This window comes from Thermoplasmata archaeon (assembly GCA_036395115.1).
In the GTDB taxonomy this organism is placed as follows: Archaea; Thermoplasmatota; Thermoplasmata; order RBG-16-68-12; family RBG-16-68-12; genus RBG-16-68-12.
The window spans coordinates 34,797-58,696 of record DASWDU010000012.1; the positions used below are offsets into that span (position 1 = coordinate 34,797).

Consider the following 23,900-nt stretch of genomic DNA (forward strand, 5'->3'; position numbering starts at 1 on the left):
GAGTTCGATGAGCGTCAGGTCCCGTAGACCCCCGGATTGGCCCGTGCCGTTAGATATAGATTGCGTTTCCGTGGGACGGACTGGTTCCCGAGCCTCATCGGCGGTTCGTCTCCGGACTCCTTCGAGAGACCGAAGGGTTCATCGCCGACGTCCGGTTCGCCGCGCGCGAGGCGGTGCCAATGGTGGACGTCGGCGAGAAGGCGCCCGATTTCACGCTCCTGAGTGACGAGGCGAAGCCGGTGACGCTCTCGAAGGAACTCGGCCACGGTCCCGTCGTCCTTTCGTTCTACGTGTTCGACTTCACGAACGTGTGTCGAGGCCAGCTCTGCGCGATGCGTGACTCGCTCGGCGCGATCGAGTCGCACGGTGCGAAGGTGTACGGAATCAGTACGGACAGCCACCACAGCCACCGCGTGTTCAAGCAAGAGAATCGAATCAACTATCCGTTGCTGAGCGACTGGAACCGGAGCGTGAGCAAGGCGTACGGAGTGCAGTACGACCGCTTCGGAGACTTCGGCTTGCAAGGCGTCGCGAAGCGGTCCGTCTTCATCCTCGACAAAGACGGCATCGTGCGGTACAAGTGGGTCACGGAAGACCCGAAAGTCCCCCCGGACCACGCGCGGGTCCTCAAGGAGCTCAAGGCGCTCTCGACGTGAGCCCGAGGTACGCCCGGATTTGCTCGGCGCTCCGGACGGCCGGCACTCGGGGGAGCGGCGCCTCGAAATCGCGCGGGGCGCCCGTGTTCACGAGGACCACCCGATCGTCCTGTGTAATCGTCCCTTCGTCGTAGAAGCGGCGGAGTCCCGCCAGGGTCGCGGCCCCTTCCCGGCATGCGCCGACGCCCTCGAGGGCCGCGAATGTCCGGGCCGCGACGGCGATCGCCTCGTCGGATACCGAGACCGCGGCGCCCCGCGTCTCCCGGAGCGCCCGGAGGACGATGCGGTCCCCCACGGTCGAGGGGACGCGCAGCCCGGCCGCGCTCGTCTTCGGGTTCGGCCACGGCTCGGCCGACTCCCGACGTTCCTGCCACGCGCGCACGAGGGGCGCGCACCCGGCGGCCTGGACGAGTCCGATCCGGGGCCACGGCCCTTCGAACCAGCCGAGTTCCCGGAGCTCCCGAAGGGCCTTCCACATGCCAGCGATTCCGGTCCCTCCCCCCGTCGGGAAGAGGATCCAATCCGGCATCGTCCCGAGGGCTTCCCAGATCTCCAGCAGCATCGTCTTCTTTCCTTCGACGCGATACGGCTCCCGTAGCGTCGCGACGCTGAACGTCGGCGTGGTCTGCGCGAGATCCTGGACGATTCGGCCCGCGTCCGCGATGTCCTCATCGACCTGGAGGAGGTGGGCGCCGTAGGCGAGGGTTTCCGACGCCGCGGCGATCGGTCCATCTTTGGCCATGACGACGATCGCCCGCACCCCGTACGTGGCGGCGTACAAGGCCAGCGCGGCGCCCGCGTTCCCCGCGGTCGGCACCGCGAGGGTCGACGCGCCGAGGGCCTGGCCCATCGGCACCGCCACCGCCATGCCGCGCGCCTTGAACGTGCCTGTCGGATTGAGTCCCTCGTCCTTGACGTGCAACGCGGCCAGCTTGAGCCGCGCGACCCGTCCGCCGCTCCCGATCCGGTCTAGCTTGTAAAGCGGCGTGCCACCCTCGCCGCGGGAACGGATCTCGGTCTCGTTCAGCGGGAGTAACGGGGCGTATCGCCACAGATCCTTTCGCGCCGGGAGATCCTCCCGCCGGAGATCGCCCCATTCGTATCGCGCGAACAGCGGAGCGCCGCAATCGCAGACGTTCCGCAGCCGGACCTCGTGCTTCTTCGAACAACCGGTGCACTCGAGGAACGCGGGACGCACGGTTCGGGCATGTCGACGATGCGCATACAGTTTGTTCCACGATGTCTTTATCCACGCAGGCGCATTCGATGCGATGATGGCGGCTACGACCCCCGCGCTGAAACTCGGCCCCGCGTACGAGGGGATGGTCACTGCGATGCGGGCCCGTGGCCGAATCTTGGTCGCGTACTCCGGAGGCGTGGACAGCGGCCTGGTGGCTCGGGTCGCTCGTGACGCGGTCGGCGGGGACGCGCTCGCCGTGATCGCGGACGCGGAGTCCCTGGCTCGACGTGAGCTCGATGAGGCGCTCGCCGAGGCCGCGGAGATTGGGATCGCGGTAAAGGTAATCCGCGTGTCGGAGTTGGCGAACGATCGGTACGTCGCGAATCCCACGAACCGTTGCTATTTCTGCCGACAGGAACTCGGTGGGGCGTTGCGGCCGATCGCGGCGGAACTCGGTTACCAAGTCATCGCCGACGGCGTGAACCTGTCCGACCTCGGCGACCATCGACCTGGAATTCAAGCGATGAACGAGGCCGGTTTCTGGCATCCCCTCGTCGAGTTCGGCCTCGCGAAGCAGGACGTCCGGGCGCTCGCGGAGGCTCTCGGTCTGACCTTCTACGACAAGCCGAGCAACGCGTGCCTTTCCTCCCGCATCCCGCACCAGACGCGCATCACCGTCACGCTGTTGCAACAAGTCGAGGCCGCCGAGGCCTATCTGCGAAGCCGCGGGTTCCGCCAAGTCCGCGTCCGTCATCACGGTGAAATCGCCCGAATCGAAGTGGTCCCTGAAGACATTCCTCGCCTCCGCTCGATCGAGGAGGAGGTCGCGATGACGCTTCGATCCATCGGATACCAACGGACCCTGATTGACCCGAACGGCTACCGTTCCCTTGGCTGAATTGGCGCGTCACTGCCCGGGCTCTACGGCACGAGCAGGCCCGTGAAGTACATGAAAAGAATGCCGGCCAGGATGCTCACGAACCCGCTGCGCATCCGATCGGGCGCATACGAGGCCTTCACCAACTCCACGATGACGTAGAGGAGCGCGCCCGCCGCCGCGGCGAAGAATAGAGTCCCAAGTGCGCCGGAGTCCGACAAGGAGCCGATCATGCTGCCGATGATCGTTGGGAAGCCCGCCACGAAGCCCAGGAGCAGGAACTCGCCTCTCCCCGTGGGCTCCGCTGCGATCGGAGCGGAGACGCCGAGCCCTTCCGTGGAGTTGTGGATGAAGAACCCGATGACGAGCAGCGTCGTGAGGCCGATGGTCCCCGCGGCATAGGACGCGCCAATTGCGAGGCCCTCGCCGAGGTTGTGCAGGCCGATCCCGAGAGCGATCGTGAAGGCGGTGAACAACCTCGGGGTTCCCATGAACTTCCAGGGGGTCGGGCGTGCTGTCCCCGGGGCAGCGGTCCCGACTCGCCCTCTTCGGCCGGCCACGAGGACCGGTCCCAGGAGGCCGACGACCAAGCCGAGAGCCAAGAGCGAGGGACTGCTCCCCGGTGCTTCCGCCAACTCGACGCCCTCGTGGGTCACGTCGACGAAGAGAAAGAGGAGAATGCCGACGGAGAAACTAAGAAGCACGGCCCTCCAGGCACTCGAGAGTCTTTTGAAAGCCCACAGAGGCATCAGGCCGAGGTATACAGGCACGAATCCCGCGATTAGTCCGAGGAAAGCCGCGTAGAGAAGGTCCGCCATCACGACACACCGGTTCGCACGCGCGGGGCGACGGCCGCGGCCACACCCCGAGTGACGGTCGCCAGCGATCTCGTCATCGTCTCCCTTCGTCGTGTCATGGCGACCCTTTCGGAAGGTCGTGCGCTATGGGCAGTGTGCCAAAAGATAACGGCCTTATAAGGATTCGCCGCGAGCCCGGAGATCGCCCGCTGGAGACCGCAGCGCAAGCCTCTGGAATCCATGGCGCCGCGACGACCCGGGGCGGGAAGCAGGACGGAAGGCCGAGCGCAGCCGCCCCATGCCGGCGGCTCATCCGCAATCGTCGAACGAAGCGGGGCGTCAGCGGTCTATGGACTAATCTTGATGACTTTCGTCGGGCACGCCGTCTCGCACGCCATGCAGTCGATGCAGTCCGACTCCCGGATCATGTCGGACTTGTCGCACCGGTACTTGTCCCATTCCTCGCCGCCCTTCTCGACGATCTTGTCGTTGCCCGTTCCCTTCTTGCCCGGGGCGAGGAGCCACTCGAATACGTCGACGGGACAGACGTCCATGCACACGCCGTCCGCGACGCATCCGTCGAAGTCGACGGCGACGTGGGTGCCGTGGATCCCGAGCTTCGTGGGGTACGCCTTGCCGTCTGCGTCGGGCCGTTCCGTGCCCTCCGCGAAGACCTTGTGGTCGAAATGGGTCCCCGTCTCCGGATACTCGTCGGGCTTGTTCATGAAGTCCGGATCGATCGGTTTTGCGTTGAAGTCCACTTCCCGCGACATGCGGTCGCCTCCCTGGGCGATGCTCGCCCGACCCGGTAACCGGGCCGAGCAATGGCTTGTATACACCCCCCCTTTTTGACCTTTCCGGTTTCACGGAGAGGCCGCGGGTTCCGGAGGCTCCTGATAATCTCGGCCGCCTGAGTTCGAAATCTATTTCGCATACTCTCGCCGTGGCCGGGATCGTGGCGAGACGACCCGGCCCGCGGACCCGCGCCATCCACGGGCGGCGACGAAAGGGCCACGGGCCGCTCGTGACGCCGACCTACGCGAGCTCCACGTGGGCCCTCGACTCGGCGCGTCAGGGTGCGGAGTTCGCGGTCGAATCCGGGCCTGAAGCATATTACACGCGATGGGGCAACCCAACCCTCCGAGACCTCGAAGAGGCGCTCGCCGACCTCGAGGGCGGTGCGCGCGGCCTCGTGACCGGATCCGGGATGGGTGCAATCGCCTCCGCCATCCTGTCGTGCGTGGACGCGGGCGATCATGTCGTCTCGGGCTCGAGCCTGTACACCGCGACTACGGAAATCTTCACACGTCTCCTGCCTCGGTTCGGCGTGAAGACGACCTTCGTGGATCCGCGTCGTCCGCGCGCCTGGATCGAGGCGGTGCGACGGAACACGCGACTCGTGTACGTCGAGACCCCTGCGAACCCGACCATGATGATCACGGACATCCGCGAGGCCGTGCGGGCCGCGCGTTCCGTTGGAGCTCGGACCCTCGCCGACAACACGTTCGCGACGCCGATTAACCAGCGTCCGATCCTGTTGGGCGTCGATGCGGTCCTGCACAGCGCGACGAAGTACATCGGGGGCCACAGCGACGTCGTGGCGGGCGCGGTCGTCGCCGCAAAAGCCGAGCTGTTCGACCGGATCTGGTTCACCTACAAGATGCTCGGCCCGACGCTCGGTCCCTTCGAGGCGTTCCTCGTGCGCCGCGGACTGAAGACGCTCCCGTTACGGATGCGCGTCCACGAGTCGAACGCACAGGCTCTCGCCGAATTCCTGGAGGCGCATCGTGCCGTGCGCGTCGTGCACTATCCCGGATTGCCGTCGTTCCCGCAACACGCCCTCGCCGGGAAGCAGATGTCCGGGTACGGCGGGATGTTGAGCTTCGAGCTGAGCGGAGGATACCGCTCGGCGAAGGCGTTCGTGGAATCCGTGCGTGTCGCAACGCTGGCGGTGAGCCTCGGCGGTGCGGAGACGCTGGTCCAGCACCCCGCTTCGATGACGCACGGCCCCTTGACGGACGCGGAGCGTCGGGTGAGCGGGGTCACCGAAGGACTCGTTCGCGTGAGCGTCGGCCTCGAGGACGCGGACGACTTGACTGACGATTTTGATGCATCCATTCGAAAGGCGTCCCGATCGCGTCGCTCCGGGTAGCGCGGCGGATGTCTGCGATCAGAACTCCACGCCGAGTTGGTGGGCGAGGGCTCGGAGTTCCTCTTCTTTCTTACGCATCTTCTCTTCGCGGTCGAGGAGTTCCATCGCCTTCTTCTGGATAATCTTCACACGGCTCTCGACATCTCTCCTCCAGTCTTCCAACGCGCTGCCGCTCGGGCCGCCCATCTTCTCCATCTCGGCGAGCTTCGCCCGCAGGCGCTCCACCTCGGCCGTGAGCTTTGACGTCTTCGCGTCGAGTTCCTGGCGATCCGACTGGACGACGCCCTCTTTGCCCTCCAAGATTTCCATCCGCGTATCGAGGCCTCGTTCGCGCTCCACAATCTTCCCTTCGCGGGCGCGCATTTTCTCCTCTTGGTCCAGCACTTCGAGGGCCTTCTTCTGAAGGAACCGGAGGTTCTTCGTGACCTCGGCCTGCATTCCGTCCGCTTGGGCGCGGAGCCGCTCCGCCTCTCGCTTGAGCGTCTCTGCCTCGTCTCGCGCGGCGAAGCTGACGCGGCCGTCCTCCTCGATCTGAGCGCGTTGCGACTCCAGCTCGCCCCGCGTTCGTTCGAGGGACCGCATCGCCTCTCCCAGCTCGGCATCCTTCGCCGAGAGGCTGACCGTTCGTTTCGAAAGTTCCGCCTCCGCCGCCCGGCCCGCATCCTCTCTCGCCCGGATTTCCCGCTCCTTCTTCGCAAGGTCTTCCATGAGATTGTCGGCCCGCTGCAGCTCCATGGTGAGAGTCTGCTCCTTCGTCGATAGCTGCGCACCTCTCGCGTCCAAGGCGCTCGCACGCGAGTCGATTTCCCTTTGCCGGGCTGCGAGCCGGTCCGATAGGCTGGTGACTTGAGCCGATTCCTGATCGAGCGCCGTCTTCCGCACTCGGATCTCCGCGGAGGCCGAGGCCAAATCGTGCTCCGCGATCGTCATCTTCGTCTGCCTCGCCTCGAGTTCTTTGACGGCAGCATTGGTTTCCAGTTCCTTCGTTGCGAATTTTTGCGAGGCTTCGTTGACTTGGGCGATCCGCGCCTGCAGGTCCCGTTCCGCCTTCTCCGCATCCGCGCGGCGCTTTTCGAGGATGTCTTGCTGCGCGACGAGCTCGTCGGCTTGCCGCTTCGCCGCCTTCTCGGCCTCCTGAGCGACGAAGATCCGGCGCTGAGCCTCGGCGACGAGCCGCTCCGCTTGCTGGGTCTGTTGGCCCGCTGCGTCCCGAGTCGCCTCGAGCTGTTTCAGTTCCTCGGCACGCTTGGCGGACCACACGGACCTCTCCGACTCGAAGGTCTGTCGGGCTCGGAGCAGATCGTCCTCACCCGCCCTCAGCTCCGCGATCCGAGCCTCCGACCGTTGCCAGGCCGCATCCGCCTCGCTCGCTTTCGACGCGGCGGTCTTCGCTTGCGACTCGAGTTTCGATCGCTCGAGATCGAGCTGGGCCATCGCGGCCCGCGCCGAGCGCTCGCGGCCGTCGATCTCTTCCATCCGCTTCGCCAATTCGGCCGCTCGCGCCTCAGCCGTCGCGTTCATCTGGCCCTGCTGCATCCTCAGGTCTCTTTGGAGCGTTTCCGATTCCCGCCGCTTCTCCGCGCCCTCCGATTCGAACCGCTTCACCATCTCGTCAAATTGGGAGGCGCGCTCGTTAATGTCCTGCTCCCGACGACTGGACAAACTCGCTCGTGCGGAGAGTTCGGTCGCCATCGTCTCGGCCTGGCGCTCCTTCGTGTCCAAGTCCCGGAGGCGGGCTTCCAAGTCCTGCTCCTCCGCTCGTAGGTCCACCTCCCGCGCGGAGAGGGCCCTCTCCCGAGCCGCCATTTCTTTCGCCTTCGCACCGAGGGTTTCCTGGAGCATGCTCGAGTCCCGCTCGATCCGCTCGCGCTCGGCCTTGAGATCGGCTTCCTTCGCCGCGAGCGCGTGGCGGGTCGCTTCCGCCTCGGACCGGACCCGCGCGGCTTCGGCGTCGTAGCGGTCTTTCATATGCATCAGCTCGAGCTGGCGGGCCTCCAGCTGCTGGGTCTCCACCTGGACGTCGCCCCTCTCTCGCTGAAGTCGCTGCTCCACCTCGCGGAGCGTTTCCTCCGTGGACGCAATCCGAGTGTCCCGCTCGAGGAGGTCGCGGGCTTTCAGCTCCGCGGCGAGCGCGTTCTTCTGGATCTCGTTTTCCATCTGTTGCAGCCGCTGCGTTCGCGTCGTTTGCTCCTGTTCGAAGTCGGAGCGCCGCAGGCTCAACTCCCTCTCGAGGGTGTCCAAGGCCTCCGTCCGATCCGTGAGCTCGACCGCGTGGCGGGCCGTTTCTTCGCGCGCCGTGCGCTCGCGAGAGTCGAGTTCGAGGGTCCGCTGCTCAATTTCACGGAGGACCCCGTCGGCCTTGGCCTGTAGTTCCGAGGCTTGGCGAGTCGCCTCCGCGGTCGCCGTCTCACGACGACTCAGCTCCTCGTCCGTCTTCGTGGCCCGTTCGGTGGCCGTCCGGACCTTCTCCTCCAGGTCCTTGACGGTATCTTCTCGCTCCTCGACGCGCCGGACCCGATCCGCCCATGAGGATCGAAGGTCCGACATCTCCTTCTCGAACGTGTCCCCCTGCTCCTTCAGGAGCGCCTGTTGCGACTCGAGCGTCTTCTGCCACGTCCGGAGCTCCTCCGCGCGCCGGGCTTCTTCGTCCCGCAGGTGCGCGGCTTTCTCATCGAGCTCTCGGGTGAGCGTCGCGAGCTCGGCCTTCCGGACTTCCAGGTCGGCGCGCGACTTGTCGGTCCTCTCTTCCTCGATTTCAAGGGTTTCCTCCCGGGACGCGAGTTCGGACAGACGCCGGCCGCTCTCCTCCGCCTGGGAACGGATCGCTTCCTCCTTCTCCCGGGTCGACTGCTCCCGCGATTCGAGCTCAATCTCCTTGGAGAGAATCGCCTGGTTCCTCTCGATGCGGCTCGTATCGAACGTCTCCTTGTCGTGGGCCAGCCGGAGTTGGGCTTCCCCGACGTCCTTCGCCTGGGCGTCGAGATCCACGCGCCTGCGTCGAAGTTCGTCCTCGTACTGAGCGGTCCGTTGCTGGAAGTCCTTTCGCTCGACGTCGAAGGCGCCGCGCGCCTCCTCGAGGACGACGCGATTCTCCGACAACGCCGTCTCGCGATCTTCGACGGATTTCGCCCGCTCCGCGAGTTCCCGGGAGGCCGCATCGGTGATTGCCTTCAGGCTTTGGAGTTCCGACTCCTTCTCCGACACCGCGGCCTCGCGAGCCTCGAGTTGCGCCTCGACCGGCTGGATCCGCTCTTCTCGGCGGGCGAGGTCGTCCGCCTTCGCGGCCGCTTCCCTCTTGGCCGTCTCGACCTCGACGACTCGTTCGTCGAGGGTCCGTCGGAGCTCCAGGAGGTCTTTCTGGTCCGCTTCGAACCGCTGGCGGTCCTGCGTGAGTCCCGCCACGTCTCGGACGACGGCCGATTCCCGACGATCAAGGTCTTGGCGCGATGTCTCGAGGTTTGCCGACATTGCGCTCAATCGAACGGACTCCGCCTTCAACCGGGCATCCTCTTCCCCGACCGCCGCCTCCTTCTCTCGGAGGGTCGTCTCGGTCTTCGCGGCGCCGTCCTCCCGCGCCGACACGGCGTCGGACCTCGTGGCGACCGCGGCGGCCTGTGCCTGCGTCTCCGCGGAACGTCGATCCAGGGAGGTGCGCAGCTCTTCGGTCTGCCGCGACAGCTCGTCGACCGCCGTTCGTCCCTCCGCGAGCGTCTGTTCCCGTCGGATCAGATCTTGTTCTTTCGCCGCCAACGCGCCGGTGTCCGCGTCGATTTTCGTCTGGGCCAGTTGCACTTGGCGGAGCGTCGATTCGATCTCGACCGCCCGCGCTTCGCTGGCGCTTTGCCGTTCGTCGAGCGTCTGAGCGCGTGACGCGAGTTCCGCGTCCCGGGCCCGCGCTTCCTCGAGGCGCTGCTTCACGGCATCCTCGAATTTGTCTTGGATTTGGACGAGCATCTCCCGAGCGAACTCGACCTGTTCCGAGGTCACGGGTCCGTACGCGAGCAGCACGACCGCGAGGGCGTCCCCGCGGACGGTCTGCCCGTGGTATTTCGTGACTTTGATCGGCTTCTCGACCGCGTCGAGCACGCCGGCCTGAACCGCCTGGTCGTACGTGACCTGGCAGCCGGGGTCCAGGGTGAATTCCCTGATCATTCGCCCTTTCTCGTCCACGAGGAAGGCCTTGGCGGGCTTCCAGCGCGCGCGCTGCGCAAACATTGCTACCACCACGAAGACGCCGATCGGAGGCAGGGCGAGGATGTACGGCGCCTGCCACCATGCGGGGGTGATGTGGAAGGCTACCGACACCTCGCGATTCGCCGCCGATGTCCCATCGGAAATTGTGACATTGAACCGCGCGCTCGTCCGGTCGGACGGGAACGCGAGCGTCAGGCGATGCCCGCTCACAGTGACGTACGGGCTGTCCGTGGTCACGGCAATCGAGGCGAGCGGCGTGTCGACGTCCGCGATATATGGATCGAGATCGAGGACGTAGGTGGTCCCCGCTTCGACGGAGAGTGCCGGGACGGCGGCGAGGATCGGTGGGTCGTCCACGGAGCGCACGGCCACGGCGAAGGCGACTTCCGCGAAGCCGCCCGATGGGTCCGTCCCGCGGAGCCGCACCGCTTCCGATCCGAACCAGTTGGGGTCGGCCCAGAAGTCGAGGGTGCTGTTCGGGTTGACTCGGAAGTGCACGGATCGGTTTCCGAGGACGGTGAAGACGAGTGGGTCACCGTCGGGATCGTCGATGAACGCGGTCGCGATCGCCCCGAGGCCGTTCGGGGCGGTCGTGTCCTCGTCAAACTGCACTGACGGCGGCGTTGCGACGACGCGGGGGGGATACGTGCCCGCCGCCACGATTGTGAGGAGCGTCCACGCCGTATCGATCCCATCGGAGACCCAGAGGGTCACGACGTACGTGCTCGCCGTCGCGTACGTGATCGTGAGGGACGGGTACGGACCGCCGAGCGCGCTGACGTTCGCGCTGTCGGCATCGGAGACCGTGAGACCGGAGAAAGGCGTGTCGAGGTCCGTCACGTAGAACGTCAGGTTGAGGCCGTACGGCGTCCCCGTGCGGACGTGAATTGTGGGGATGCCGGCGATCGTCGGAGGATTCGTCCCGATTCTGCGGCTTCCGACGCCGACCTTTTCAGCGGACCCCTGGAGATTCACGTCGTCAAAGGCCGTCGCGTGGATGGTGACCCCATTGATCGGGCTGCTCGGGGTCCAGACGTAGGAACCGTCGACCGTCAGGTCGGTCCCAATCACGCGCGAGGTCCCATCGAAATACGTGAAGTCGACGCGGACGACATCCGAGGAAGTCGCGTAGGTGAGCGTGAGTGTGCCGCTCGTCGCCTGGTTGTCCGTCACGGCGCCGAGCGTGATCGTCGGCGGCGTGTTGTCGACCTCGATCGGGGCGACGACCGTCGTATTCGAAATCGTCCGGTTGTTGGTTGCGACCGCGCGCAAGCTCCCTCCGACGAAGTTGAGCGGCGTCGTGTCCCACGGGAACGTTCCGTTCGGTGGCGCGGCCGTCCCGAGTGTCGTCCAGCCGCTCCCGCCGTTGTACTCGAATCGCACCGAGGCGGCGTCCGCGCTGAACGTGTAGGTGATGAGCACGGCGCCGGTGAGGTGGACCCCGTTCGTCGGCGAGGCGACGGCGACCCACGGGAGGACTCCGCTGACGACGTGGATCTGGGCGACGCCGGTCACCGCGCCCACGGATGCGACGACCGTGCCGTTCGCCGGGGGCGGGCTTGCCGTGAAATTGACGTTCGGTCCCGTCGTCACGTTCAGCGAACCGACGCCGCCCGTCACGGCCCACGAGTATGCCAAGGCTGCGATTGGGTTGTCCCACGCATCGTACCCTTGGGCGGAGAGGTCTCGGCCGTCGAAGGGCAGGATCGTCACATCGTTTGGCGTCACCGAGAGGTGGTCGAGGGGTCCGGGGGAGACGGCGACGAGCCCGCTCAGTCCGGAGGCGCTCCCGAAGCTCGCCCGGATTCGGATCGTCTCCGCCTTCGTGTACGTCTCGGTGCTGAGGGTCGTGGACCCGCCGGCGGTGATCGCGATCGTCGTGGTTCCCAGGGTGCCGCCGCCAGGGGTGACGCCGTCGGGCAGCCGCGCGTCGATCGCTACGGTGCCCGTCCACCAGGTCATCGTCGCGTTCCCGGCGTCCTTGGCCGTGATCGTGACCGTGAACGACGCGCCCGCCGTCGCGGTCGACGAGGCCGTTACGAAGAAGCGGTCGAGCAGGTGGCGGTATCCGAGCCGCATCTCACTGATCGTCGGCGTGATCGTGGCGTTCGACGTCGACAGCGTCGCGCGGAAGCGGATCTTTCCGGTGGCGGTCGAGACGGACAGGAGGGACGCCGGTGGGGAGACGCTCGTCCAGCTGCCGCCCGAGTCCGTTGAATAGTCGTACGCGATCGTCTGGCCGTTCAGCGTGTGGACCACGGCGAAGGAGTCCCACTGGCTCAGGTCGGGCGGGGCGAAATCCTGCGTCGTGAGCGTGCCCGACGCGGGATACAGGGACCAGGAGAGGTTGACGTCCCCGATGTTCGGCGTGTGGTCCGGGTACGTCACGGCGAAGGAGAGCCGGAATTCCGCGTACCGAGAGACGCCGGTCATCGCGGAGCCCGAGGGCGTCGCGTAGGGCGAGGACCAGCCGGTCCAGGTGCCATCGACCGGGCTCGTATTCCCGAGGCGCGTCGAGACCGCCGCGGTCGCATCGTTGGAAATCTGTACGCGGATGTAGTCGATGTCGATCGTGTGAGCGGTGCCGGAGAGGCCGTCGGCGACGAATAGCGCGAGCCGGACCTCGAGCGGGTACTCCATCCCCGGGGTGTACGTGTCCAGGGCCGTCCATGTGGACCCGTCCGAACTCGTGGATGCGGCGAAGCTCACCCCGGATCGGACGATCCGGAACCACGCCGGGATCGGGTTGCCACTCGCGACGTTCGCGCGGATCCCAGACACGGAGTCGGTGGTCGCCTTCGCCTGCCAGTTCACGGTCCCGGCGACGTTCACCTTCTGGGCCGCATACCAGTTTCGGTTGTTCAGCAGGACCATGAGGCCCGCTTTCTGGCCGCTCACGGTCGGATTGCCGCTGATCTTCGCGATGGCGGTGAAGTCGCCGACGACCTCATTCGCGAGGACGTTGCCCGTGAACGTCCCCGCGTCCAGGTCGACGCCCGTGCTGGAGACGATGTGCAGGCTCCCCGGCGTCGTCGTGCCCTCGTCGTACGCGGCGGGCGGGTTGGTCCAGGTCCATTTCGGATTGAGGCTCCCACCGTTGAATTCGTCCGACACGTACGAGCGTTCGGTGGCGTTCCACGAAATCGACTGCCAAGCGACGAGGGACCCCGGGCCGCCTACCTTCGAGATGTATTCTCCGGTCGCGCCGAGCACCCGGTAACGGATGTCGAGCTTCGGGCGAAGGGTCGGATCGGCCGCATAGTCAGAGGACCAGAACGTCTTGTCGAGATTTGTTCCGCCGGCCGAACCCAGGAGGATCATGCCGTTGTTCGGGACGCGGTTGCGGTACCACAGGTCCACGATTTGTGTGACGTTCCAGGTCTTCCATCCGAGGACCGCGTTGAGGCTCTGGACATCGATCGCGCGCGCGTCGTAGTCCCCGCCGGCGGTGGTCCAAGGCGTCCCTGTGAGCCGGTCGTTCCACGTCGCCTGGCCTTCGTTCCACGTCGGGGTGACGGCGTGGATTTCGGCCGAAGAAGGATTCGCCGCGGCGGCGGACATGTAGAGGACGAGCTTCGCGTCATCGATGACCGCGCCCGCTGGAATCGAAGCCATGCTGAACTGGAGGATCGGCCGGCGGCTCGTAGAACCGCGGGCGTCGTAGACGAGGGTCGTGTCGCCGCCGTGGTTGAGGTTCACGGAGCCTCGGTCCAGGTAGGCGTCGAGGCCCGCCGCCGGGTCCGGCTGGATTGTGAGGAGCGTGGACGTCCCCGAAGTCGACGAGAGGACGATGTCGCCAGGGTACGTCGTGAAGTCGACATTCGTTGCACCGTCGGGGCCAGCGAAATCGGCCGCGGTCGTGCTGTTCCACCACGAGACTTGCGGACGCAAGGTGGCCAGCCCACCGGCTACGCGGACGTTCGATGTCGTGTAGTCGGCCGGCGTCGAGAAGTTCCACACGACGTCCGATGTGCCGTCGAGATTGTCGGTTGACGTGGGATCGGCGGCCGCCGGGTGGACCGGAAGCAGCGTGATAGCGAGAGCGCTGACGACGAGGACCAAGGCTATCGTGACCGCGAACGGTCGGCGCATTGCGGATACCCTCCGGTGAAGGCGAGGCCCTCCACCGAAAAACAGGATTCCAGGCCCGGGTGACCTATATAAGAGCCGTTCGGTGGTTATCCGACCTGATTACATGGAGGGGAAGAGCTACTTCGCCGGCACGTGCTCGGAGATTCGAGACTCCGCCGCCTCGAGGTCGGCGGCCCGCTTCCGGAGCTTCGCTTCGCGGTCGAGCAGCTCGAGCGCTTTCTGTTGGATGATCTTCACTCGCCGTTCGATGTCCTTCCTAACCTCGTCCGCATCCGCACGGACCTCGGCGGGCTGAGGCCCTGCCTGGGCGAGGAGCGCCTTCGATCGCTCGAGATCCTGCTCGAGGGCAGCGAGGCTTTCCCCGCGGCGGTCGAGGTCCTGCTCGCGTTCGTCGACACGACCTTCGCGATCCCGGACGCGCTCTTCACGGTCGAGCAACTCGATCGCCCTCCGCTGGAGGAACTTCCTCTCCCGAGCGAGTTCCGCCGCATCCCCGTTGACCGCCTTCCGCGCATCGTCGGAAGGTTCTCCGGGGGGTCGGTGCGAAGCGACGATGCGCTCTTTCGCCATCGCCGCAAACCGCTGGCTCAGCTCGGCGACCCGTGTCTCGATCTCCCGCCGCGTTTTCTCTTCTTCCGCGGCGTGTGCGGCGGCTTCGCCCCGCTCCCTCCCGAGCGTCGCGATGGCTTCCTGGACTTCCTTCCCGAGCCTCTCGTTTTCGGCGATCGCGTCGCGGTACTTCGTCTCGAGGTCGGCCTTCGCCGACTGCAACGCGTTCCGCTCCTCCTCGAGTCGTGCGTCGTCCGTGGCACTCGACTGGGCCTTCGCAGAGGCGGCCCGATTCGCCGCCGCGATCGTCTCGGCCGTCTCGAGCGTCTTCAACGCCCGCGAGACGCCTTTCGTGACGCCGTCCTGCATCCCGGCGGAATAGTCGGCGACCGCGGCGAGTCGCGCCTTCTGCCGGTTCAGTTCCTCTTGGCGTCCCCGGAGGTTCGCCGCTTCGGCCTTCAGCTTGACTTCGAGTTCCGCGAGCAGTCGTTCGCGTCCGGCGAGTCGGGACTCGCGTTCGCCGAGCGCCTTGTCCGCTTCCGGTCGCGCCTCCGCGGCCCTCGGGGCGACCGTCCGGGCCGCGCGTTGCGAGAGGTGGGAGTCGGCGGCCGTTAGCAGAAGCCCGGTCCAGTCGAAGTCTTCCGGCCCAAGATGGCCGCGGGACAGGAGGACAAACACGAACTTGCCGCTTTGGAAGGCGGTGAACACGTACTCCCCGACGAACAGCGAGTCGCGATCTCCGATCCCTTCGTTCGGAAGGACTTTCAGGAAATCGTTGAAGTCTACGGGACAATCCGCGTCCAGCACGTACTCGCCCGCCATCTCTCCGCGCTCGTCGAGGACGTAGATTTTCTTCAACTGCGCCCGGGCCACTTTCTTCATTGGCGCGGCCATCAGGACGGAGAGAAGCGCCGGGCTGAGTCCTCGTGTCAGGATGCCGGAGAGCACGGTTTCAATCGCCCCGAGCATTCGTGGGCCGCCCCGTATCGCGAGGGCGTTCCCTCGCGATCCACCGATGAAGAAATCGAGCAGGGCTGAATCCTATTAAGGGAAGGGATTTGGTTATCGGGAGTGAGAAGCTGCAATCATCGAGGCGGCGCGTCCACATCGGGCGCGGGTGGGTTCTCCTCGGTTGCATCGGAAACGTCCGCCTTCCCCTTCGACGTTCGGAAGGTCTGCTGCAAGGCGACCGCATATTCTCGCACGGCGTTGACTCGCTCTTCCCGGTCGAGGACGCTCGCCTCGAGTTCTCGGACTTTGGCCGTGGTCCCTTCCAGGTTCGCCTCCGCGTCCGCCACGCGGGCTTCCCGCGCCGCGACGGTGGATTCGCGCCGATCGAGGTCTCGTTCCCGCTCCCGCAGCGCGGTCTCCTTCTCCGTCAGCGCGAGCAGCCGGCTCTGCGTGAGGTGCGCTTGCATCGCGGCGAGGAGGGTGCCGATCGCCCCGCGTTCCTCGATGCGGGGCACTCCATGCGTGAGGACGACAAACCACAGCCCTTCGACGCGGAACGGGGTGAAGGCGTATTCCCCTTGGTAGAACGAAACCAGGTGTCGCAGCCCACTTAGCGGGATCGACCGTTGAAGGTCCTCGTGCTCGAGCGGGCAATCGTCCCGCAGGGCGTACTCCCCGAGCAGCTTCCCCTCTTCATCGAGGACGAAGATGCGCTCGTATTCGACCCGGGAGGCCGTCCCGGGGCCGCGCATCGTGAAATGCGTCGGGACCTGGCCGAGGCCGCCCCGGGGGGGCGTCTCGTTTCGGGACATCTCCTTCGGCACGCTTTCTCCTCCGATGCCCGTAGGCCTTCATGATAGGCACACGTTCGCACTTGAGCGTTTCGATTGGCGGCGGGCGTTCTCGTTACCGGACGCGAGAATGAGACCCGAAACCGCGGACGGATCCCTCACACGAGAGAGCGCGCTTTCTCAAGATTGTCCACGCCGAGTGCCACCTGCGCGTGTCCGCCTACGGTGCCGAGGTGGATCAGGCTCACGATGTCGACCCCCGCGTCCCCGAGACGGCGCGCGAGGGCGGCAAGAGCACCCGGTCGGTCGTCTAGGCGGACGACCAAGACCGTGCGGCTTGTGCACGCGTAGCCGCTCTTCATTAGCGCCTCCCGTGCCTGCATCGGCTGGTCCACCACGATGCTCATGTAGGAACGTCCGCCGACGGACTCCGCGCTGATGGCGTCGATGTTGATCCCCGCTCCCCCGAGGATGGTCGAGAGGTTCGCAAGCTCCCCCGGACGGTCGGGAACATCCACATCGATCTGGATCATGAGGTCCGCCCCGTGGGCCGCATGGCCGTTCCACGTTACAAGGGTTCCGTGCCGTCGCTCGGCGGTGGAGCGCTTATCGCGGGCGGCCCGCTTGACCGGGCGATTCGCATGCGGTACCGGATGGCGTACGTCGGGATTCAGGTGCAGGACATGGACCGATCGATCCGTTTCTACACGTCCGCGCTGGGGATGCGGTTAGGCCGCCGACAGGCGGTCCCGGAGACGGGAGGCGAGTGGGCGGACCTTCGGAGCGTGGGATCGGAGCAGGTCCTGGAACTGAACTGGTACCCGGAACGATCCGCGTTCTTCAAGGGGCCGTACCGCAACGGCGATGAACTCGATCACCTCGCATTCGAATGCGAGGACGTCGACGCGGCGTATCGCGAACTCCTCGGGTCCGGGCGCGTTCCGGCCACCCGCCTTTCAAAGAGGGCCGGTCAACCCTCGCCTACGTCGTCGACCCCGACGGCATCTGGATCGAGCTCTTCGCTCCCTCCAACGGGTCCGGTGGATGAGGACGCTTCCCGTTCGAGCCCAGGACGATCCGGGCGTCGACGGCGCGGTATCCGTCTCCTTTCCGAAGCGCGACGACCGGATTGAGGTCGATCTCCTGGATCGAGTCGAAATCGAGGACGAGTTGGCTGAGCCGGAGGACGGCGTCGACGAGCGCGTCGACATCGCTGGGCGGCTCGCCCCGAACGCCTTCCAGGAGCGGATACGTCCGGATTGACTGGATCATCCGCCGCGCGTCGCGATCCGTGAGCGGCGGCAGCCCGAACGCGACGTCCTTCAGATACTCCACGTAGATGCCGCCGAGGCCGAAGACCAGGAACGGGCCGTAGACCTTGTCGCGGGTCATCCCGAGGATGACTTCCTTACCGCCCCGCACGAGCTCCTGCACGACGTAGCCGTCGAACGCCGTCCCAGCCCCGCGCAGCCGGTCCCGGATCTGGGTCGCGCCGTCGAGCAAGTCTCTCTCCGTGCGGACGTCCAAGAGGACGGCCCCAAGGTCGGACTTGTGGACCAACCCCGGTCCCGAGGCTTTGAGGACGACCGGATATCCGATGCCCTTCGCGGCGGCCGGCAGCGACGCGATGTCGCCGACGAGGCGGCTCCGCGCGATTCGGATGCCGTACGCGTCGAGGACGTCGAGGGCCTCGAGATCGGGGAGCCTCGTGCGGCCTTCCTCCTCTGCCCGCCGTAGGATCTCGGCGGCCCGCCCCCGGTCGACCGGGAACGTCCGCGTTTCTCCCTCTTCGCGTCCGCGGTAGTTCGCGTACCGGTACATCGCCCCGAGGGCGCGGGCCGCACTCTCCGGGAAGAGATACGAGGGCACGCCGTGCGTCACGAGTTCGACGAAACCCGGGCTTGCTTCGGTGCGTCCGAGGAAGTTGCAGAGGATCGGCTTGCCTCGCTGTCCCGCCGTCTGCCAGATGGCCCTCGCGACCTCGGCTTCGTCCACTCGAACCGGAGGCACGTAGATTGCTATCGCGGCGTCGACGGAGGCGTCCCGCAGGACCGCGTCCAGCGCCCGCCGATATTCGTCGAGGCTCGCCTGGGGCGTCAAGTCGATTGGATTCCGAAGCGAAGCCTCCGGGGGTGCCCACGTGCGCATGTACTCGACGGTTTCACCGCCGAGATCCGAGAGCCGGAGGCCTTGTGAGACGAGTTCATCAACGCACATGATCGCGGGCCCCCCCGCGTCCGAGACGACGGCGACGCGATTTCCGCGCGGGAGCGGCTGGAGGGAGAAAGCCATCGCGTCGTCGAACAGTTCCTCGATGGAGTTCGCGCGGAGGACGCCCGTCTGGTTAAACACCGCTTCTGCCGCCAAATCCGACCCGCCGAGGGAGCCCGTGTGGGAGACGGCCGCGCGGCTCCCCGCCTCCGAGCGTCCCGACTTCACCGCGATGATTGGCTTTTGTTTCGTGACATCCCGCGCGATCCGCACGAAGTTGACCGGGTTCCCGAAGTTCTCGATGTACGCCAAGATCGTCTTCGTCTCCGGATCGCGATGCCACATCGCGAGGAGGTCGTTGAGGCTGACCTGGGCCTTGTTGCCAAGCGAACAGAATTTCGCGAAGCCGATGCCGAGCGACTTCGCGTGATCCAGGATTGCGATGCCGAGCGCCCCGCTCTGCGTGACGAGAGAGATGTCTCCTCGGAGAGGTGGCGTGGGGGCGAACGTCGCATCCATGCAGACCTCAGGGTCCATGTTGATGACGCCCATGCAGTTCGGGCCGATCATCGTCATCTGATATTCACGGCAGAGCGCAAGCAGCCGTTCCTCGCGTTCGACGCCCGTCCCTCCGACTTCCCGGAAGCCCGCCGTGATCACGACGAGCCCCGGGACTCCTTTCCTCCCGCATTCTTCGACGGCCGCAAGGGCACCCTCCGCGGGCACCGCGATGATCGCGAGATCGACGGGGTCCGGAATCGCAAGGACGCTGGGGTAGGCACGGATCCCGTGGATGCTCGCGGCTTTCGGGTTCACTGGATAGAGCGTCCCTTGGTACTCGTTCACGATCAGGTTGTGGAGGATCGCGTATCCGATCTTCTCCCGGTGGCGGGATGCGCCGATGACCGCAATCGACGTCGGGGAGAAGATCGCGTCGAGGCCTGCACGACTCACGGCGGCGCGAAGCTCCCCGGCCGTAATGAAGATTGGCGCACCGCAACGGCGGGGCAGCCCGTCCCATTCCGAGGTAAGTTATCGCACACGATAACGGCGGCACGTGCATAATATATCGTCGAGGGAAAAACGGAGGCGTTCCGTCGGGGCCCTTTCGGCCCGGGAGCCATGGCCCACATGCGCCCCCACAGTCCCCCCTCGACCCTGCGAAGCATCGCCCTCGTCGTCCTGCTTCTCGGGGCGGCATGGGGCGTCCTCATTGTCACCGCCCCGTCGGTCGCCGCGACGCACTACGTCCGCGGGCTCATCACGACGGATACCGTGTGGGGCGACGATGCCAACGACACGACGTACGTCGTGATGCGGGACGTGACGGTCCGGGCGCCCGCCACGCTGACGATCCGCCCGGGGACGACGGTCAAGTTCGACCCGGGCACCCATCTCTTCGTCGAGGGCTCTCTCGTCGCCGACGGGACGTCCGGAAAGCTGATCACTTTCGGCCCAAACAACACGGCGTCGGTGTTTCCCTGGGGAGGCGTCCAGTTCAACGCGAGTTCGTCGGGATCCGTCTCCTGGTCGACGTTCGACCGAGCCGATCGAGCCGTCACGGCCATCTCCAGTTCCCCGGCGTTGCGAGACATCACGGTCGTCCAAGCTGCGATCGGCTTCGCGATCGTGTCCTCCGACAGCGAGGTGTCGAACAACGTGATTTTGCGCGCGTCCATCTTTGGCGTGTACCTGAACACATCGAGCGGCCGAGTCGAGGGGAACGTGATCAACGGGACGTCCATCGCGATCCACGTGGAGCAGCCTGGGACGCCGGTGATCTCCGGCAACACGATCACAAACGTCAGCGGCGGCTTCGCGATCGGGATTGCGGTCTCCTCCGCGACGGCGGACATCTCCGGGAACACGATCACGGGGATCCAAGGCGCCCGCGGAGCGAACGGCGTCGCCCCGGGGGCCGACGGGCGGGATGGGGGCATCGCCCTCGGGATCTACGTGACGGGCGCACCCACCGCGTCGATCACGCGGAACACGATCAGCATGCTCTTCGGTGGCCGCGGCGGGGATGGTGCCGCGAACACGGCCGGCGCGGGCGGCCGGGGCGGGAACGGGGGCACCGCGGCGGGCATCATCGTTGCGTCCACTCCCGACGCCCTCGTCGAGGAGAACTCGGTGAGCGGCCTGAACGGGGGTCGGGGCGGCGCGGGCGGCGGCAGCGGGTTCACGAACAACGGAGGTCGCGGCGGCGACGCGGGAGCGACGATTGGGATCGAGGTCGCCTTCGCAACCACCGGGGGAGGAGCAAACCGGAACCAGATTACGGATCTGGTCGGAGGCATCGGAGGCTCCGGCGGTCCTGGCGCGACGACGGACGGGGACGGCGGCGTCGGCGGGGACGCCTACGGCGTCTTCATGACCACGGTCGCCCAGTCCGGCGCGAGCCGGAACACGATTCAAAACCTCCGCGGGGGCCTCGGTGGCAATACGAGTGCGAACGGGGCGGGCAGGGGAAACGGCGCCCGAGGCGGCAGCGCCTCGGGCGTGGAGGTGCTGTCGGTCGTCCAAACCGCGACTTCGGATTCGAACACGATCAAAACGCTCACGGGCGGCGACGGCGGCCGCGGGGTCCGCGGCGGTTACGGTGGCAACGCGACCGGGGTGATCGTCCTCGGGAGCAACGACGGCGCGTTCAACGCCACCTCAATCACGCTGAACGACGTCCAGGCCGTCACCGGCGGCGAAGGGGGAATTGGAGCGAAGTTCGGCGGCAACGGTGGGAGCGCCGCAGGACTCGCGTCGATCCTCGCGACGCCAACGCTTGCCTCGAACGCAATCGCGGCGCTCCAGGGCGGTCGGGGCGGAGACGCGGTGGACGGCAACGACGGCGGACGCGGCGGCGATGCGTTCGGCATCATCGGAGGGCTCGTCGCGAACGGATGGTCCTCGGGCGACTCGATTTCCGGCGTCACGAAAGGCGGCGCGGGTGCGGGTCCGCCGGCCCAAGGTTCGTACGCGGACGGCGTATACGTCCTCGGAAACGCGTCGTTCACCTCGCGCCTGACGATCGAGAACGGGACGTTTTCGTCCGTCGGCAGCTACGATTTCTATGTCGACAACTACACGGAGGCCGTCGCCCTGAGCACGCCGTTTGCGACCCACGCGGTCCAAGCGGCGGGGAACCTGACGGTCCGAACCTTCCTCGAGGTCGACGTCCTCTGGCCGAACGGGCTGACGCCCGTCGCGGAAGCCCACATCTTGGTCGACGACAACGGCTCGCCGATCTGGGATCGTTCGACGGCGACCGGAATCCAGTCTTGGATCGTCGTGACGGACCGGCGGTACATCGACTCGAACACAGCGACGGACAACCGCACGACGGTCAAGGTCACCTACGGCTCCTACGCCTTCCAAAGCAATCCGCGCGATGTGGACATGGCGACCAGCCATCCCGAGGCGTTCGTCATGATCGACCAGGACGCCCCGACGTCCACGGCGGGCACCCTCCCGGCGTACGAGAACACACGGACGTTCTCCGTCGGATATGCGGCGAGCGACGGGAACGGGACCGGCGTGGCGAGCGTCACTCTCTGGTACCGTACGGGCGGCAGCGCGACGTGGACGTCGTACGCGACTCAGTCGGGAAACATCGGCCAATTCAGCTTCACCGCCGCGGGCGACGGGACGTACGAGTTTGCCACGACCGCGACCGACGTCGCGGGCAATGCGGAGGCGGTCCCCCCAGCGAACGACACTTGGACGATCGTCGACACGATCCGGCCCGGCTCCCACGTGGATGCCCAGCCGCCGTACGAGACCTCGAATTCTTTCGTCGTGTCGTGGTCCCCGGACGCGGGCGTCACGGACATCGCCACCTACACCATCCAGTATTCCACCGGGGGCGGCTGGGTGAACTGGCTCGTCGACACCCCGTCCACCTCGGGTACGTTCAACGCGGGCGCGCAAGGGGTGTACGCATTCCGTTCGATCGCAACGGATGCGGCGGGCAACGTCGAGGTGGCGCCCGCCGGCAACGACACCTGGACGATCGTCGACACGATCCGACCGTTCTCGCACACGCGGCCCTTGCCCGCCTATGAGATGTCCACGAGCTTCGCGGTTGCATGGGAGCCGCAGCTCGACACCACGGACATCGCGAGCTACGAGATCGACGTGCGGGACAACGGAGGCGGGTGGACGATTTGGATTCCGACGACGATCGCGGTGTCGGCGACCTTCGTCTCGGGCGTGGACGGGCACACCTTCGAATTCCGGTCCATCGCGACGGACCGCGCGGGGAACCGCGAACTCCCGCTGTCCGGTAACGACTCGTGGACGGTTGTCGACCTGACGCCCCCGGATTCGTCGATGATCGCCCTCCCGGCGTACGAGAACGCGCTTCAGTTCACGATCTCCTGGGGGCCCGTCGCAGGGACGTCGGATATCGCCGCGTATCGCGTGCAATCGAAGGACGGGGCGGCCGCATGGATGGATCTCTCGGGATACACGGACACGGCGGCGACGAGCGCGTCCTTCGTGGGCGTGGACACCCACGTCTATGCGTTCCGTACGATCGCGCGCGACCGCGCAGGGAACGTGGAGCCGACGCCTCCCGGCAACGACACGTGGACCATCGTTGACGTTGGGCGCCCCTATGTGACCGCGACGGAGCCGATCGGCGCGAACACCAACACGACGCCCTTGATTCGGATCACGTTCAACGAGCCAATGGATCAGAACTCGGTGGAACAGGCGTTCTCGATCACGCCCGCGATCAACGGCGTGTTCGCATGGAGCACCAACGGTCGAGTGGTGACCTTCACGCCCGCTCGCGAACTCCAAGCGGGGACCCTGTATTTCGTGGTCATCGACACCGGCGCCAAGGATCTGGCGGGGAACTCGATCCCCCAGTCCAAGAGTTTCGGCTTCACCACCGCGTCCGCCGGGGTGACGTTCTCCGACTTCTGGTGGATTCTCCTCGCCGTGGGGGCGGTGGCGGGTGGGACCCTCTTCCTCGTGATGCGGCGCCGGGCGGCATCCGCCTCGAAGCACGCGCGGGCCGCGTCCGCCACGAAAGCGAGCGAGGCGATCCTCGAAGACGTTTTCCTGCTCTACCACCGGGACGGTTTGCTGATCAAGCACGAGACACGCCGCCTCCGTCCCGACATCGATACAGACATCCTGAGCGGCATGCTCACCGCGGTCCAGGCGTTCGTCAAGGACGCCCTGAGGGGCGACGACTCCGGGGACCTGAACGAGATGACCGTGGGCCACATGCACATCCTGATCGGCCGCGGGAAGTGGCTCGTCTTGGCCGCGCGGATCGAGGGCGACGGCTCGGAGTCGTGGACGGACCAGATTCAGCGGTGCATCCAGGACATGGAAGACCACCACTGGGACCAGCTCGAGGACTGGGAAGGCGACATGGCCCTGGCGGGGATCCTGGCCCCGTACGTCAAGAAGTTGATTCGCGGCGAGTACGCGTAGTCGGA

The 23,900-nt window shown here is 66.3% G+C and carries 12 protein-coding genes; 4 read left to right on the top strand and 8 right to left on the bottom strand.

The features are described 5' to 3' along the window. Positions 1-179 precede the first annotated feature (179 nt). Positions 180-656 (top strand): redoxin domain-containing protein, encoded by a 477-nt coding sequence (locus tag VF992_02980; protein ID HEX9340121.1) that lies wholly within the window; start codon positions 180-182, stop codon positions 654-656. Here the strand turns inward: VF992_02980 and VF992_02985 are convergent. Then, complete coding sequence (locus VF992_02985) at positions 637-1,854, bottom strand: threonine synthase (protein HEX9340122.1); 1,218 nt, start codon at positions 1,852-1,854, stop codon at positions 637-639. The two genes, VF992_02980 and VF992_02985, sit on opposite strands and share 20 nt — an antisense overlap. Positions 1,855-1,927: 73 nt before the next feature. Between VF992_02985 and larE the strand changes: the two genes are divergently transcribed. Further along, positions 1,928-2,734 carry an ATP-dependent sacrificial sulfur transferase LarE gene (gene larE, locus VF992_02990; GenBank protein ID HEX9340123.1) on the top strand — a complete coding sequence of 269 codons (807 nt, stop codon included), beginning with the start codon at positions 1,928-1,930 and terminating at the stop codon, positions 2,732-2,734. A 23-nt stretch (positions 2,735-2,757) separates the two neighbouring features. Here larE and VF992_02995 read toward each other — a convergent pair whose 3' ends face one another. Both VF992_02995 and VF992_03000 read right to left on the bottom strand, forming a co-directional pair. Further along, positions 2,758-3,531 (bottom strand): ZIP family metal transporter, encoded by a 774-nt coding sequence (locus VF992_02995; GenBank protein HEX9340124.1) that lies wholly within the window; start codon positions 3,529-3,531, stop codon positions 2,758-2,760. A 326-nt stretch (positions 3,532-3,857) separates the two neighbouring features. After that, the gene (locus tag VF992_03000) at positions 3,858-4,283 is read right to left on the bottom strand and encodes a ferredoxin family protein (GenBank protein ID HEX9340125.1); all 426 of its coding nucleotides are present in this window, start codon (positions 4,281-4,283) and stop codon (positions 3,858-3,860) included. Between the two features lie 182 nt (positions 4,284-4,465). Between VF992_03000 and VF992_03005 the strand changes: the two genes are divergently transcribed. Next, entirely contained in the window at positions 4,466-5,662 is a 1,197-nt protein-coding gene (locus VF992_03005) for an aminotransferase class I/II-fold pyridoxal phosphate-dependent enzyme (protein ID HEX9340126.1), read from the top strand. Between the two features lie 18 nt (positions 5,663-5,680). Here the strand turns inward: VF992_03005 and VF992_03010 are convergent, their stop codons facing one another. The 5 genes from VF992_03010 to VF992_03030 all read right to left on the bottom strand — a co-directional run bounded on the left by VF992_03010 (position 5,681) and on the right by VF992_03030 (position 19,404). After that, positions 5,681-13,948 (bottom strand): DNRLRE domain-containing protein, encoded by an 8,268-nt coding sequence (locus VF992_03010; GenBank protein ID HEX9340127.1) that lies wholly within the window; start codon positions 13,946-13,948, stop codon positions 5,681-5,683. A 117-nt stretch (positions 13,949-14,065) separates the two neighbouring features. Continuing rightward, the gene (locus tag VF992_03015; protein ID HEX9340128.1) at positions 14,066-15,466 is read right to left on the bottom strand and encodes a hypothetical protein; all 1,401 of its coding nucleotides are present in this window, start codon (positions 15,464-15,466) and stop codon (positions 14,066-14,068) included. A 116-nt stretch (positions 15,467-15,582) separates the two neighbouring features. Then, positions 15,583-16,272 carry a hypothetical protein gene (locus VF992_03020; protein HEX9340129.1) on the bottom strand — a complete coding sequence of 230 codons (690 nt, stop codon included), beginning with the start codon at positions 16,270-16,272 and terminating at the stop codon, positions 15,583-15,585. A gap of 125 nt (positions 16,273-16,397) precedes the next feature. Further along, on the bottom strand, positions 16,398-16,772 hold the full coding sequence (locus tag VF992_03025) for an ACT domain-containing protein (GenBank protein HEX9340130.1): 375 nt from the start codon (positions 16,770-16,772) through the stop codon (positions 16,398-16,400). Between the two features lie 448 nt (positions 16,773-17,220). Then, on the bottom strand, positions 17,221-19,404 hold the full coding sequence (locus tag VF992_03030; GenBank protein HEX9340131.1) for an acetate--CoA ligase family protein: 2,184 nt from the start codon (positions 19,402-19,404) through the stop codon (positions 17,221-17,223). Between the two features lie 168 nt (positions 19,405-19,572). On the opposite strand from VF992_03030, the gene VF992_03035 reads away from it, so the two are divergent. Next, positions 19,573-23,895, top strand: coding sequence for an Ig-like domain-containing protein (locus VF992_03035; protein HEX9340132.1), 4,323 nt, complete (start codon positions 19,573-19,575; stop codon positions 23,893-23,895). Positions 23,896-23,900: the final 5 nt, after the last annotated feature.